The organism is Streptosporangium sp. NPDC020145, assembly GCF_040631275.1.
Classification (GTDB): Bacteria; Actinomycetota; Actinomycetes; order Streptosporangiales; family Streptosporangiaceae; genus Streptosporangium.
Window position 1 is genome coordinate 1 of sequence record NZ_JBEXZT010000057.1, and the last position, 13,627, is coordinate 13,627.

Genomic DNA, 13,627 nt, shown 5'->3' on the forward strand with positions numbered 1-13,627 from the left:
GCCCATAATCCGCTACCGCAGACACTTACCGCTTAACCTGCAGAAACAGGATCACGCGAAGGTCAGCTCATACACCACTTCGCTGGACGTGACCCCAGCGCGGGAAGTTGCCGCCGCCAGGAATACCACGACTCGGGGAAACCATGGACGAGCAGAACCAGCGGGCCGCTGCCCTGCTCTACGACGTGAATCCGCTCCGCGCCCGCTTCCAGGATCCGGTGCTTCGCCGTCATCGTCCCTCCTCGACCAGGGCTCGTCGGTCGCCCCGACTATAGGGTCGAGGGAGGTCAGGGCCCAAGTTCCTTGCCATTCCGGCAAAAGGGCGCATCAACCCGATCTTCGGCGGCTGGGTAATCACAGAGATCACATCCCGCCAGGTCCGCATCCGGCACACGGGCCTGACCGAGCACGGTCTCGGCGCATCACCTCCTGCGCGGCATCCTCAGCACCGCCGTTGCCGGTGAGCTGATCAAGAAGGCGGGCGTGGAGCACCCGGTCCTCATGGTGCCGATGGACTTCGCGCCGGCGGATGCGATGCCGCGCCTTGGTGCTCCTGGCCACTTGTGGCAGGCGATGGCTCGGCGGGTGCGCCCGTACCCAGCGACCGAGGAGCAAGATCACTTGTTCTGGCGCGACGGTGAGAATCAACCCAGAAAACAATCAAGGTCAGATCCGGAAACCGTCGATGCCCGGGCCTTCGTAAGCGGAGCGGATGAAAGGAATCGAACCGGCGCTGTCGGCTTGGGAGTCGACTGCTGGTGTCGGTGGGCTGAGCTGGGGAAACGGGGGCGCAGGTAGATGGAGTGTGCTTCCCCGTGAGTCTCCGCGAGCGACCGGGGCTCCCCGCCTGTTCTGGCGCGCATTTGACTGAGTAACCAAGATCGAGGAGCGGACGGGGCTGGTGCTCATCCTCGCCACGAGTTACCATCGAGTGCATATACTATTGATGGTATGCCTTAGTGGGGGATCGACCTGGAGCCGGAGGTGGAGTCTTGGCTGGACGGACTTTCCTTTCCGCTCTACCAGAGGGCTATGCGGAATGTAGACGACTACCTCGTCACTGGTGGCATCCCTGATGGGGATCACGTGAAGAAGCTGAAGGATGCCGAAGGTGTGCACGAGCTGCGTGTTTCTCTCGACCGTACGACCTGGCGGTTGACCTTCTGGAAGCCGGCCAACGAGGTGATCGTGGTCCTGACGGTCTTCCGCAAGACACAGGATGGGACGCAGACCGCCGACATCGCCCGAGCGATCGCTGCTAAGAAGCGGTGTGAGGCAGAGCACGACCTGACCACCACGCACGTGTTCGAGAGGAGCGCATGATGGGTCACAGCCGTTGGGAAACTTACAAGGCGAAGCGTCTGCGTGCGATGGAAGCGGATGTGCAGCCCCACCCCGAATACGAGCAGGCAGGCCGCGACCTGGAACTCGGAGACCAGCTGCGCGAGATCCGTAAGCGCCGAGGTCTGTCTCAGAAGGTCGTAGCGGAGCGCTCCGGGATGTCCCAACCCGCCCTGTCTCGCATCGAGGGAGGAGGCGGCATTCCGGATATAGCGACACTGCTGCGTCTCGGTGCGGCAATGGGGGTTCGGTTCCGCGTCGAGCTCATCGTCGACGACACCACTGAAATCGAGCCTCTAACGGTGCATCACCGACAGCTCGTGACCGCATAAGTTGCAGGCAGCCACATCGAGGCACGGTCCGTAGGCTTCCGCTGCTCCTTCCACGGTAGCGGTCTTCGACCGCGACAGGTTTGCCCCGAAGTTGTCAGCACCAGAGGAACGAGGAAGGCCCAGCTCTAGATCACATTCTTGAGCTGGGCCTTTGACGTTAGGGCGGGTAACAGGATCTCGGACCCGCGCTGTCAGCTTGGGAGCCGGCTGTGACCTTGAGGGATTGAGCTGGGAAAACAGGGGTGCAGGCAGGTAGGGAAGGGTTCTCTGTGAGTTCCCTTGAGCGACCGAGGTTTCCTACCTGTCCTGGCGCGGATCTGGCACGCGATCAAGCTTGCGAGGCTGGACAGATGCCCCGGCGTAGGACGCGATCAACGGATTTCTTCCAGTAAGTCACCAAACATAGTTGATCTCTAAGTGGGACGAAGTGTTCAAGCCTTGCGAGGTGTGAAAGTTTTATTTTATGGATAAAAGAAACTTATTTTGCAAATAAGGTATTTCATCTCATTGGTGGAGGTGTGGGGGATTTTTTGAAATGCCGTGTATGACCAAGAGGTCGTGTGCATCCCCTCTCTGGAGGAGGGGTGGATGATCATTTCCATCGAAAACATTGACCCAGGGCGCGCCCGGGAACTACTCCGCCGTAACGGAAGGAACCGCCGTCTAGACAAGGGCACCGTGGATCGGTATGCGGAGGCTATGCGGCGCGGCGAATGACAGCTGAGTCATCAAGGGTAAGAGACGACGCGCTGGTCTCCCAGTTCCACCGCGTAGTCCAAGGCTTTGGAGGTCCGGTTCGAAGAGGTCGCGTTGGCGGTGACGGTGCGGGCATGTGGAAATTGAGGTGCCAGAACCGGGCACGCACCCCTAACTTCGGCCCCATGCGCCGCGAATCCGTCCTGTTGAACGTCATCGATGTGGAAGCCACCTGCTGGGACGGACAACCGCCGCCCGGTTCTGTGAACGAGATCATCGAGATTGGTCTCACCGTCGTGGACCTGTCGGTACGGCGCCGCGTGTCCCGGCATCGTGTCTTGGTACGTCCTGTCCGGTCGGCGGTGAGTGACTTCTGCACCGAACTGACCGGCCTGACGCAGGCCGAGGTGGAACGGGGCGTCACCTTCGCCGAGGCATGCCGGATCCTCGTCGAGGAGTACGAGGCCGGGAGGCGTCCCTGGGCGAGCTGGGGCGAGTACGACCGTCGGCAATTTGCTCGGCAGAGTCAGGCCGACGGGGTGGCCTACCCGTTCGGCTATCCAACGGAACGCACCCACACCAACGCCAAGGCCGTATTCGCCGCGGCGTACGGGCTGCGCAAGAAACCCGGCATGGACCACGCTCTACAGATCGCCGGGCTGCCGCTCGAAGGACGCCATCACCGTGGCGAGGACGACGCGTGGAACATCGCGGCACTCGTTCTCGACCTGTTGGGCCGTGGGGCGTGGCCGGTCACGGCCACAGTCGTCTAGAGAAGCGCCTCGACCTGACACCGAGCCCAAAGACGCATCGGTGACCCTCGGGCCGCCCAAGTCCGCTGCCGGGCCGTACGGTGGCCCTGCCCGAGCGAAGCTTCACACCCACGTGGACAAGTAGTCGGAGACGGTGACGAGGCATTCGTCTTCCTCGCGACGGAAGGGAACCGCCGGTCGACCTTCGCCCGGTCGTGGGCCAGGAAGCTCAAGAAGGGGCCCTGACCGGAGTCCCTTCCATGATTCGCGTCACACGGACAACGGTTCGCCTCCCAGCCGGGTGCGACGCTGCGGGAGCTGAGGAACCGTATGAGCCGCTTGACCACCCAGGCCACGCTCATCTACCCGCACCGAGGGAGACCGCCGATGGTACGGGCACGCTCGCTCAGGAGGTCCTCTACGAGAGAGGCCGGGGTGGATCGGACACGGAGGCTGGAAAGATCGAAAGTGGGATGCCCAGGATTTTCCGGGCAGTCGGCTTGTGGGCTGAACCTGTGTGGCTCGTGGATGCTCGGCGAGTGCCGCAAGGGGTGTGCGGTAGCCGAGCGCCGAGTGCGGGCGCCGCCGGTTGCAGAAGCCCTCGATGGAGCGGATGACCTGCTGCCTGGCCTTGGCCCGGGTGGTGAGGACGAACCGGTCCGGGCACTCGGTTTTGATCGCGGTGAAGAACGATTCGGCCATCGCGTTGTCGTGGCGGACGCCGGTGCGGCCGGTCGGGCGGTGGATCCGCCGGTTGGCGCAGTATCGGCCGGAGGTGTCGCTGGTGTGGTTCGAGCCGTGATCGGTGTGGAAGATGGCGTCCGGCTCGGCCAGGCCGGTGTCGATCGTCATGTGCGGGGCGTCTTTGACCCGTTCGGTGCGGTAGTGGCCGGCCATCGCCCAGCCGATGACGGCCTTGCTGTGGCAGTCGATGACGGTGGCCGGGTGGACGAACCCTTCCCGGGTGCGGATGTAGGTGATTCGCCGACCGGTTTGGTCCCGGCCGGGGTGCGGTGAAGTCCCGGCGGACCGGATCGGGGATGCCGCGGAAGTCGCCCTGCTGGGTGGTGGTCGGCCGGAGCACCCGTGTCTGGGCGGGGGTCGGTTCCGGCTCGCGCGTCAGTGCCCGGACCGGTTCCGCCGAGCGGTGCTGCCCGGTTCGGGGCGGTGCGGCGTGCACGCGGCGGTAGCCGTAGGTCTGGTGGCTGTCGGCGGAGATGCCGGGAATGAGCCTGTTGAGGTGCTCGCGTCGCTGGGCGGTGGGCGGGGCGGGCCGTCGGCGCCATTCGTGGTGGCCCGAGCGGGACACCTGCGGTCATCGGCACATCCGGACGATGCTGTGGGTGGCCTTCTGCGCGTCGATCAGCTCGTATGTGGCGAGCGTCATCGTGTCTCGGCGGCGAGGAAGGCGGCTGCTTTTTCAGGAACGTCAGCTTCTCGCGCAGCTCGGCGTTCTCGCGTTCCGGTGCGCGGATATGGGCGCGTTCCGGCCCGGACGGCGGCTGCTCGGTCTCGGGATGGATGGTTTTGCGCATGTTGACCCGGCTACCGAGGGTGGTGGGGTTCATGCCGAACTCGCGGGCCAATGAGACGACCGTACGGGGGCCGTCCAGCACCATGCGGACGGCTTCCTCCTTGAACTCGGCGAAAACTGCCTGCGACGTCGCGTCACGTACCTATCTCTTCCAGGCTCTCTGTCAGGTTATGCGCCTTACTGTCTGGAAATCGTTGAGCACCCCAGAGGACATTCTCGGCTTTGCCTACTTCCGCAACTCGGGCGGCTTGCGCATCGAGATCCAGAACATCAACGACGAGTCGGCCATGGATGCCTGGCTTCGTGGCAAGCCGCTCTGGGCCAGCTGGTTCGCTAAGCTTCAGCAGGACATTGCGGACTTCGTTGGCTCGTCGCAGCGGTCAGCCGACGTCGGCCGCCGCGCTGCATTTCTTGTCGTTTCCTTCTACCGCTCGTCTCCCAGGCCGTCGTGGAAACCACAAATCAATGACCAGAAACTTGCGGTTTCACCCATGAATTGGGACGTGCCCCACGTCTACTTTCGATGAAACTGGAGGCACTCCCGGCCGACTCGCCACGGCTGTCAGAGGAATGCGTCATGACACCCCTTGTGCCGATCTCAAAACCAAAGTCAGGTTGCGATCTGCTGTTCAGCTCCCTGACGGGCACCGCTGCGCAAGGCCGGATCGTAGGATGCGCCGTTCTACCCGCAGCGCCACAGCAGTATCGCGGCGAACCTCTCACCAGAGCAGCATTCTTGGCGCAGAACCCGGCCAGCCGATTCTCGGTCAGCGAGGCCGTCGAGGCGGCGGTGCGGACGATGGTGAACGCGGCGGCCTTGCGACCGTCCCGGTCGAGTACGCATACGGCGTGCTCGGTGGACGCCCAGTCGATCCCGGCGAAGAACAGTGGCGACCACTCTGTGATCTTCCCGCTTGTGGTGCACGGCAGGAGCCAGGCGGAGGCGGGGGAACCGGCAGCGGAGCGGTCACTGACCGGCGCTCTGTGGTCATCGTTTCGCGGTTCCCGGGAAACAGGGGGCGGCGGCGTCATGAGGGCCCACGAGGAGCGACCGACATAGGTCGTCGCCCCGGCTTCGCCTGGTTCCCATCACAAGCCCTGTCGAAGAGCCTGCACAGAAGAGGGTGCACCCGTGACCAACACATCCGATCTCGTTCACCTCGACCCTGCGGACCCCGCCTTCGCCGCAGACCGCTACGCGGCCTATCGGACCATCCGAGACATCTCACCGGTCATGCGCACTGTCGCGAACGGGCAGGACTCCTGGCTGGTGACCGGCTTCGCCGAGGTCGAGAAGACGCTCAAGTTCCCGACGAACACCGTGCAGCCACGCCCCGGAGAGCACCCGGCACACATCGGCGAGGGCCCCGCATCCGAGTTCTACCGGCTGTCGATGCCGTCCACCGACGCCCCCGCACACACCCGCCTGCGCAAGCTCGTGGCTCCGGCGTTCCAACCGCGGGCTGTGACCCGAATGCGATCCTGGGTGGAGGAGCTCATCATCGCCGGCCTCGACGAGCTTTCCCAGCACGACGGCGAGGTCGACTTCGTACACGACTTCGCGATGAAGGTCCCAGCGCGGATCGCCTGTCGGCTGCTGCACGCTCCCATGGAAGACGCGGGAACCGTCCTGCAGCGGGTGCCGGCCCTGAACGCCATCTTCAGCCAAAGCGACCTCACCCCGGAGCAACTCGCCGAGGCCGATGAGGTCGCACAGTTCTACTTCGACTACATCGGCGACATCGTCGACACGCTTCGCGGCAAGGTCGGCGACGACGACGCCGTAGGCGCTCTCATCAACGCGGAAGCGGCCGGGGACCGCCTCTCTCGAAACGAGCTCGTGGTCACCCTGGTCGGCTTCTTCGTCGCCAGCTACCACACGACGATGATGGCGATGACCAACGTGGTCAACTCCACCGCCCGCTTCCCCGACCAGTACCGGCTCCTTGCCGGTGACCCGACCCTGGCCGCTGCGACTTGGGAGGAGAACCTGCGGTTCGACACGCCCATCCACTTTCTCTGGCGTTACGCCGGCGAAGGACTGGAGCTCGACGGAATGCCTATCCCGCAGGGGTCGCACCTGCTGCTCGGCCTGGCCGCGGCGAACCGTGACCCGCGCCGCTTCGACAACCCCGACGTCTTCGACCTTTCACGCCCCGACAACCGTCACCTCTCGTTCACGGCCGGCAGCCACTACTGCATCGGAGCACCGCTCTCCCGGCTCGAAGGCGACATTCTCCTGCGCGAGCTTCCGAAGCGCCTCCCGAACCTTGAGGTGCTGGAGGAGAACCCGCCCCGGTTCCCGGACCTGATCTTCCCGACCATCACCCGGCTCACCGTCGCTCCGCAGGGTCGCTGATGCGCACCTGGTCGCGCCCGCAGGGAGAAGGTGAAGAGCCGTGGTGAGCAGGCGCTCAGGTGCGAATACGCAGGCACGTCGGCTTGCCGCGGCCCCGGAGCCCTTGGAGCACCCCCTGCTCTTGCAGATCGCTCGCTCCAGAGCTCCGCCACGTTCTGCCCTACGGGTCCCCGGCTCGTCACTCCGGACGAGTTCGACCCGAGCGATGCCCGCCTTCGGCTCCGGGCCAACGGCGAGCTTCGACAGGACAGCACCACCGCCGGCATGGTGGTCGATGTCGCCGGACTCATCTCCTCGGTCAGCGCATCGATCGCACCGCGGCCGGGGGACATCCAGCTGACCGGCACACCCCCGGGGCGCGGCTTCCAGCTGGACCTGCCCAGCTACCTTACCGACGGCGACATCGTCGAAGCGACCATCGACGGACTCGGACACACGCGCACCCACGACGCCACCGTTGCCGCGGGCTGATACACCACGCTCAGAAAGGAACTCACCTTGCCTTTGGTGACTTACCGCGGGCCGGATGGGGAAACCACCATCGACGTTCCCCCCGGCACCCGACTGATGCAAGCCGCAATCGACGGCGACGTCGACGGCATCATCGGCGAGTGCGGCGGAAACATGATGTGCGCTACCTGTCACGTCTACGTCGGGGCGTCCGACGTCGACGTTTTCCCGCCGGTGAGCGCCGACGAGGATGAGATGCTCACCTGCACCAAGGCGGAACGGCGCACAACGAGCCGGCTCAGCTGCCAGCTCCCCGCTCCCGCACACGACATCACCGTCGAACTGCCGGAGGACCAGTGATGACCGGCGCACCGATCATCATCGTGGACGCCGATTCACACCGCGCTCCTCCTGCGAGACGAAGGAGTCGAGGAGCCGATCATCTTGGTGGACACACTCCCCGGCCCAACGGCCACCACTGTCGAAGGCGTTCCCAACGGAGGATTCGGACCCGAAGCTGGAGTTCCGACGCGCAACATCACCCTGGTCAACGACCACGTCACCGGCATCGATCGAGAGGCGTTCCGGGCGCTCTCCGCCGAGGGCGCCTCGCTCGCCTACAGCCACTGGAGGTGAGGGTGGAGGCATCCTGGAGTCGGCTGAGCAAGTACGGTCCCACTTCTTCCGGCGAAGACGGTGAGCATGTCGCGGACATCCGGTTTGGCGCAGGTGCGCAGCAGGGTGAACTCCTGCTCGGTGAGAAAAATCATCTCGTCGTCGCCCTCGCCCTCGCCCTCGCCGTCGTCCAGCCGGGGCAGGCGGGTGCGGGCGGCGGGGTTGGAGACGCGGATGGGCGAGGTGGCCTCGACCGCGCCCTGCAGGATCGTGTACAGCAGGCCGTGCAGGTTCTGGATCGTCTTGGGCGCCAGCGGCCGTCGCAGCCACGCGCGGGGGTCGCCCGGGTCGGGGATGCCGCGGTGGAGGTCGTTCACCCAGGCGGACACGGTCGTCCGGTCGAAGGCCGGGCTTTCGTCGCGCAGGTCCAGGCCGCCGAAGGTCGGCACGATGTGGTTTTTGAGGTCACGCTCGTAGTCGTGGCGGGTGCGTTCTTCTATGCCGGACAGATTCGCCACGAACCGCTGGGCGTATTCGGCGAAGAGAACGGGGTCGGCCTTGACGGGCTGTTCCTCGGGTGGGGGTGCCCAGCCGAAGCCGCGGATCCAGTTCTCGGGCCAGTGGTGCCCGCATGCTTCCACAGCCAGTTTGAAGTGAGGGCGGCTGCCTTCTGGTCGAAGGACTCCGATTTCCAGGCGCCGGTTCTGGGGCCGGCAAGTCGCCAGTGAACTCGGTAGGTCTTGGTTTTCCCGTCCTTGCGGACGCGGGTCTCTATGCGTGCCATGGGGCCAGTTTCAGCTGGTCATAGGGCATGCCAAAGGAAATTCAGAAGATCGTTCGGCGGGTGTGAGCCCATGGTGAGCCCATAAAGATCAAAAGCTTGACCGGTGATCAAGGGATCGCCTGGTCAGGCTCGGTGGAGAAGTGGAGCGGGTGACGGGAGTCGAGCCCGCGCTGTCAGTTTGGGAACTGCGTCGATCATGAGTCGTTGGGGCGCCGAGCTGGGTGGAGGGTAGGTCATGAGTAACCGCGGTTGCCCCCCGTCACCCCTACCAATGGCCCGCCAATCCGGTCCCAGCCCTACCTTCTGTTTGGCGATCAGCAGATCGTAATCGGACGCTCGAAAAATGTCTCCAGTACGACGATCGCCTGCGTACTGGAGACGCCGGGAATGTCGTAGATCCGCCGGAGTACGTCCTGCAACTGCTCAGTTGTCGGGGTGCGGACCTTAAGCAAAACCGAGGCGGCACCGGCGATGACGTGCGCTTCTTGTACTTCAGGCAGGGCGGCGAAGGCCGCTGCCGTATCGCCCATCCAGGCGTTCGAGTTGACCATGACGTAGGACAGAACCTCCAGGCCCAGGGCTTTTGGATCCACATCCACGGTCGTGGCGCGGATCGCTCCCCGCTCGCGCAACTTCCGCACTCGCTCGTGAACGGCGCCCGCGGACAGGCCGACACTCTGCCCCAGTGCGGCGTAGGACTGTGTCGCGTCTCGCTGCAACTGTGCGATCAGCACATGATCGTTTTGATCCATGTTCACTCCGATCTCGCCATAGCTTGATACTGTTCAGCAATAGTACGCTATGACTGAAGGAAATTTGATGACGAGTCGATTCAAGGCGGAATTCCTGACGCTCGACGAGCGGTTCGCGGGTTACGACGGAGACACTCATGTCGAGGTGCTCCACGGCGGAAGCAGGAAGACCGAAGGACCTGCCTACTTCCCGGCCGGCCGCTACCTGCTGTGGAGCGACATCCCCAATGACCGCCTACTGCGCTGGGACGAGACCACCGGCGCGGTCGGGGTCTTCCGCCAGCCGTCAGGCAACGCCAACGGCAACACCGTCGATCGTGAAGGGCGGCTGATCACCTGTGAGCAGGGCGCCCGCCGGGTCACACGGACCGAGCACAACGGCGCCATCACCGTCCTGGCCGACAACTACCGAGGCAAGAAGCTCAACAGCCCCAACGACATCGTGGTCAAGTCGGACGGCTCCATCTGGTTCACCGATCCCCGGTATGGAATCACCGGCTACTACGAGGGCACACCTGCCGAGAGTGAGATCGGCGCGGACCACCTCTATCGTCTCGACCCCGACACCGGGGAACTGACCGTCGTCGCCGACGACTTCGTCCGCCCCAACGGCCTGGCCTTCTCCCTCGACGAGTCACAGCTCTACGTCGTCGACACCCGCAAGCGGCACCTGCGGGTGTTCGACGTCACCGGCGACAGTCTGAAGGGTGGCCGGGTGTTCGCGGAGGCATGGTTCGACGGCATACGGCTCGACTGCTACGGCCGGATCTGGGCCGCGGCCCTCGACGGGCTGCACTGTTACGACCCGGACGGCACGTTGATCGGCAAGCTGCCGCTGCCCGAGGCAGCCAGCAACCTGACCTTTGGCGGAACCAAGCGAAACAACCTGTTCATCACCAACTCGGCCGGAGATCTCTACTCCATCCGCGTGACCTTCGCAGGCGCGAAATGAAGCCTCCCCCGGGGCCCCGGCGAGTCTGTGATTTATCACCGTAGCCTTTTGAAGCGATTCCGAGCGGCGGGTCTAACACGCGGCATGACGCGGCGAAACTGCCGAAGGCTCTCATTTGTGCCGGTGAGGGTCAGCAGGTACAGGCGGAAGACCACGCCGCGGTCGTACTGTAGGTCGGCAGAAACACCAGCTCGGCGTCGTTGGCGGCGGCCCAGGCTTTGACCTGGGGATGCTTGTGCGGCGAGTAGTTGTCCACGATCAGATAGAGGGTGCCGCCGGGCCAGCGCTCGCGCAGGGACGTGCAGAACGACAGGAACTCCCGCCAGCGCTTGCGCTTACGGATCCGGTGGTAGATCTTCCCGGTGGTCAGGTCCAGGGCGCGGAGCAGGTGCATGACCCCGCTGTAGCGGTTGTAGGTGGCCCGCAGGCGGCGGGGGTTCTTGCCCGGCCGCCAGGCCTTGCCCTTGCGGGGCTGCAGATTCAAGGGGCCGAACTCATCCACGCAGATCACCCGCCCGTCCTTGGGCGGGGCATCGTAGAGGGCCAGGACACGCTGCACCTTGGCGACGAAGTCCGCATCGTTGCTGCTCTTCCACGTCGTGGTGCTCTGCCATGACACCTTGCCGGCCTTGAGGATCCGCGCCAGGTGCTGGCGGCTGATCGAGGTCACCAGCCGTACCTCGACCAGGTGAGCGGCGAGCTCCAGGTGGAGAAGGCGGTGATGCCCCATTCGGCGGGGGTCGTCCGGGCGATGAGGCAGATGCGCTCGCGCACCCACTCACTGATCCTTCGTGGACGGCCCCCGCTCCATTTTGGGTCCAGGGCATCAAACCCCGCTCGTTGAACGTGTGCACCACCTGGCGCACGTAGTCGTCGCTGACCTGCATCAATGCCTTGATAGCGGAAGCGGATTGCCCTTGCGCGGACGTCAGCACCACGATCGCCCGCCGCAATTTCACCGGATCCTTGGCCGAGTGGGTGATCCTTTGCAGGCGCCGTCCCTCCTCCATCGTCAACGCACGGACGAACACCTCGGGCTTACGCGCCACGACCACCTCCCAGAACGACGCCGGGACCAGGCTGCCGGGCTCACCCCGTCAGATCAAATGCCCAGCAACGTTCGGAGACGAGCCACTAGCACCCAAGCAGGCAACGGTCCAGAAGCGGCAACGACTACGACGACGAGCAGAGATAGGAAAGTAATTAGACTTCCCCGCCCGGCCGCCTTAACCGCCTTTTCCCGCACGTCACCCATCCTGTATTCAAAATTCTGCACTTGATTTTTCTTGTGCTGCATGTGTAGATATTAATTCGTTTACTCTGTCGCGGGTCTCGTTGGCTAACCTCGGTATGTGATGTGCACCCTGGCCCACTAGCACGTCTACTTACCTGGACCAACGACTCCTCGGTCTTCCTGGAACGAGCTGGTGCAGGGTGAGCTGCAACCCGCGCATCCTTGCTTGTCGGGCGCACGATTATGAGAGCCCTTTGAGGCAAGGCCCCTTGAATGCGATGTCCTTCGAGTCACGATGCTGCGGATTAAAAGTGGATGGCCCTTCATGAGTCAAAGGCGCGTTGACCCGCATGTGATCACTAAATCTTCTTCGACTGCGGCGAGGTCATTCCGTGTATGTTCCCGATCTTTCTCTGTATGACGGCCAGGAGGGGGCCGGTCTGTGGTGGGTGCTGATTCAGTAGCGGTCGTCAGGCCAGTGAGGATCCGTCCAGCGGGCGAGGTCGGTAAGTCCGAGCAGTCGTATCCGGTGGAGCAACTCCACGGGAGCGTTCGCGGCCCGGAGCCGGGCAGGGGCGTGACGGATCAGCCAGGCTGTCAACTCGGTACGCATCTCTTCCTCGTTGTTCCAGCTCTGCCATGGGAGTTGGTCTCCCAGCAGGTCGTACTCCCAGTGCGTCACCGCTTCGACCAGGTGGCGGTCGGCCACGGCGCGCGTCTGCGCCTCCCAGGCGTGCAGCCATGGGCTGATTGCGGCGGAGGCCTCGGCACACAGGGCGAGGACTTGGTGGGCGGGCACGGCGGGATCCGAGTCGATGAGAGTGTGGGCCCACCAGGCGTTCAGAAATTCCCGCACCGCTGCTGTCTGATCGGCCGGCCACTGCTGCCACTCTCCACGAGCGAATGAACGCCCGACCTCCTCCATGCCGAAGAGAGGCTCGACGAGGCCGCCGACGAGGGCTCTCGACAACTGAGGCAGAATGCGGCGCAGCACCGACGCGTGATCGTCCCAATCGGCGGCCTGCCAAGTGCGATGCAGGAGATCAAGGTCCAGCTCCGTGTCCGGCTCCTTCAACCGTGCGAGTTCCTCCGCGCTGCCCCAGTGGCACTCGCAGTTGTGCTCGTTGCGGCGGGCAGTCATGCCACGGAAGGTGACGGCCATACGATTCAACGCGACGTCGAGACGGAATCGTGCGGATGTCTGGTCAAAGTTCATCGCGGGCGTTCGCCTTCAAAGACTCCGGAAGGTCACACCGTCCGAAGATTGTCACCTTAGTGGAATCCAATGGGAGACGGAAGCGGCGTTGTCAGCTTGGGAGGTCTCTGTCGCGCCTGACCGCTGAGCTGGGAAAAGGCTGACCTGTGGGGGAGCGGGATGAGTGACCGTGGTTCCCCGTGAGTCCCCCTTGATCACCCTCCTGACGGGCACGCAACGGGCACGGCCGGAGAACCCCGCGCGGACGCGCACACCTCTTCCGCCTGATCGTCCCGTCTGCCTCGTCCCACCCCGGAGGGGCAACAGCCTGGGGACGGAGGCTCAAGGCCGTCTTCGCGTGTACGTCAACCGGTCGCCCTTCCTCGATCATCGGACGCCAACAGTCACGAACGGCCTTGAACCGTAGGAGCCGGGATGTTGGGCTTGCCTGGGACGTGGCAGACGGGACGATCAGGCCCATCCCAGCCACCTACGGTCTTTCGGTCCGTTCTGGCGATCATCCCGGAGCTGAGTGCTGTCGACGACGGGTGAAAACTGACCCTGTGGCGACGGCCGAAAACTGACCCCCCTTCAGTCACTCTGGAGGGTGATCAAGGTGGAGGACTGGGCG

At 64.2% G+C, this 13,627-nt stretch carries 15 protein-coding genes and 1 pseudogene; 10 read left to right on the forward strand and 6 right to left on the reverse strand.

The features are described from left to right. Positions 1–107 precede the first annotated feature (107 nt). Positions 108–233 (reverse strand): annotated as a pseudogene (locus tag ABZ463_RS41130) (alpha/beta hydrolase); the annotation flags it as partial. Positions 234–984: 751 nt separating this feature from the next. On the opposite strand from ABZ463_RS41130, the gene ABZ463_RS41135 reads away from it, so the two are divergent. The 3 genes from ABZ463_RS41135 (at position 985) to ABZ463_RS41145 (ending at position 3,142) form a co-directional block, all read left to right on the forward strand. Beyond that, positions 985–1,323, forward strand: coding sequence for a type II toxin-antitoxin system RelE/ParE family toxin (locus ABZ463_RS41135; RefSeq protein WP_362785531.1), 339 nt, complete (start codon positions 985–987; stop codon positions 1,321–1,323). Continuing rightward, positions 1,323–1,673, forward strand: a complete 351-nt coding sequence (locus tag ABZ463_RS41140; RefSeq protein ID WP_362785534.1) for a helix-turn-helix transcriptional regulator — start codon at positions 1,323–1,325, stop codon at positions 1,671–1,673. Before ABZ463_RS41135 ends, ABZ463_RS41140 begins: the two co-directional genes overlap by 1 nt. An 881-nt stretch (positions 1,674–2,554) precedes the next feature. Next, positions 2,555–3,142, forward strand: coding sequence for a 3'-5' exonuclease (locus ABZ463_RS41145; protein WP_352014587.1), 588 nt, complete (start codon positions 2,555–2,557; stop codon positions 3,140–3,142). A gap of 249 nt (positions 3,143–3,391) precedes the next feature. On the opposite strand, the gene ABZ463_RS41150 is transcribed toward ABZ463_RS41145, so the two are convergent. Next, the gene (locus ABZ463_RS41150) at positions 3,392–4,156 is read right to left on the reverse strand and encodes an integrase core domain-containing protein (protein ID WP_362785566.1); all 765 of its coding nucleotides are present in this window, start codon (positions 4,154–4,156) and stop codon (positions 3,392–3,394) included. Positions 4,157–4,455: 299 nt separating this feature from the next. On the opposite strand from ABZ463_RS41150, the gene ABZ463_RS41155 reads away from it, so the two are divergent. From ABZ463_RS41155 to ABZ463_RS41180, 6 genes are all read left to right on the forward strand, one after another. Continuing rightward, positions 4,456–4,710 carry a hypothetical protein gene (locus ABZ463_RS41155; protein ID WP_362785537.1) on the forward strand — a complete coding sequence of 85 codons (255 nt, stop codon included), beginning with the start codon at positions 4,456–4,458 and terminating at the stop codon, positions 4,708–4,710. A 139-nt stretch (positions 4,711–4,849) separates the two neighbouring features. Next, a complete protein-coding gene (locus ABZ463_RS41160; protein WP_362785541.1) occupies positions 4,850–5,182 on the forward strand; it encodes a hypothetical protein in 333 nt (110 codons plus the stop codon). A gap of 743 nt (positions 5,183–5,925) precedes the next feature. Continuing rightward, a complete protein-coding gene (locus tag ABZ463_RS41165) occupies positions 5,926–7,014 on the forward strand; it encodes a cytochrome P450 (protein ID WP_362785544.1) in 1,089 nt (362 codons plus the stop codon). Between the two features lie 30 nt (positions 7,015–7,044). Continuing rightward, positions 7,045–7,485, forward strand: coding sequence for a fumarylacetoacetate hydrolase family protein (locus tag ABZ463_RS41170; protein WP_362785546.1), 441 nt, complete (start codon positions 7,045–7,047; stop codon positions 7,483–7,485). A 36-nt stretch (positions 7,486–7,521) separates the two neighbouring features. Next, entirely contained in the window at positions 7,522–7,824 is a 303-nt protein-coding gene (locus tag ABZ463_RS41175; RefSeq protein ID WP_362785549.1) for a 2Fe-2S iron-sulfur cluster-binding protein, read from the forward strand. An 84-nt stretch (positions 7,825–7,908) separates the two neighbouring features. Then, positions 7,909–8,100 carry a hypothetical protein gene (locus ABZ463_RS41180; RefSeq protein ID WP_362785552.1) on the forward strand — a complete coding sequence of 64 codons (192 nt, stop codon included), beginning with the start codon at positions 7,909–7,911 and terminating at the stop codon, positions 8,098–8,100. Here the strand turns inward: ABZ463_RS41180 and ABZ463_RS41185 are convergent. Both ABZ463_RS41185 and ABZ463_RS41190 read right to left on the reverse strand, forming a co-directional pair. Further along, entirely contained in the window at positions 8,082–8,720 is a 639-nt protein-coding gene (locus ABZ463_RS41185; RefSeq protein WP_362785555.1) for a hypothetical protein, read from the reverse strand. The two genes, ABZ463_RS41180 and ABZ463_RS41185, sit on opposite strands and share 19 nt — an antisense overlap. A gap of 457 nt (positions 8,721–9,177) precedes the next feature. Continuing rightward, positions 9,178–9,615 carry an Lrp/AsnC family transcriptional regulator gene (locus ABZ463_RS41190; RefSeq protein ID WP_362785558.1) on the reverse strand — a complete coding sequence of 146 codons (438 nt, stop codon included), beginning with the start codon at positions 9,613–9,615 and terminating at the stop codon, positions 9,178–9,180. A gap of 67 nt (positions 9,616–9,682) precedes the next feature. Between ABZ463_RS41190 and ABZ463_RS41195 the strand changes: the two genes are divergently transcribed. After that, entirely contained in the window at positions 9,683–10,567 is an 885-nt protein-coding gene (locus ABZ463_RS41195; protein ID WP_362785561.1) for an SMP-30/gluconolactonase/LRE family protein, read from the forward strand. Positions 10,568–10,697: 130 nt separating this feature from the next. Here ABZ463_RS41195 and ABZ463_RS41200 read toward each other — a convergent pair whose 3' ends face one another. Together ABZ463_RS41200 and ABZ463_RS41205 are read right to left on the reverse strand one after the other, a co-directional pair. Then, entirely contained in the window at positions 10,698–11,273 is a 576-nt protein-coding gene (locus ABZ463_RS41200) for an IS630 family transposase (RefSeq protein ID WP_362785568.1), read from the reverse strand. Positions 11,274–12,258: 985 nt separating this feature from the next. Beyond that, entirely contained in the window at positions 12,259–13,017 is a 759-nt protein-coding gene (locus ABZ463_RS41205; RefSeq protein ID WP_362785564.1) for a hypothetical protein, read from the reverse strand. Positions 13,018–13,627 lie beyond the last annotated feature (610 nt).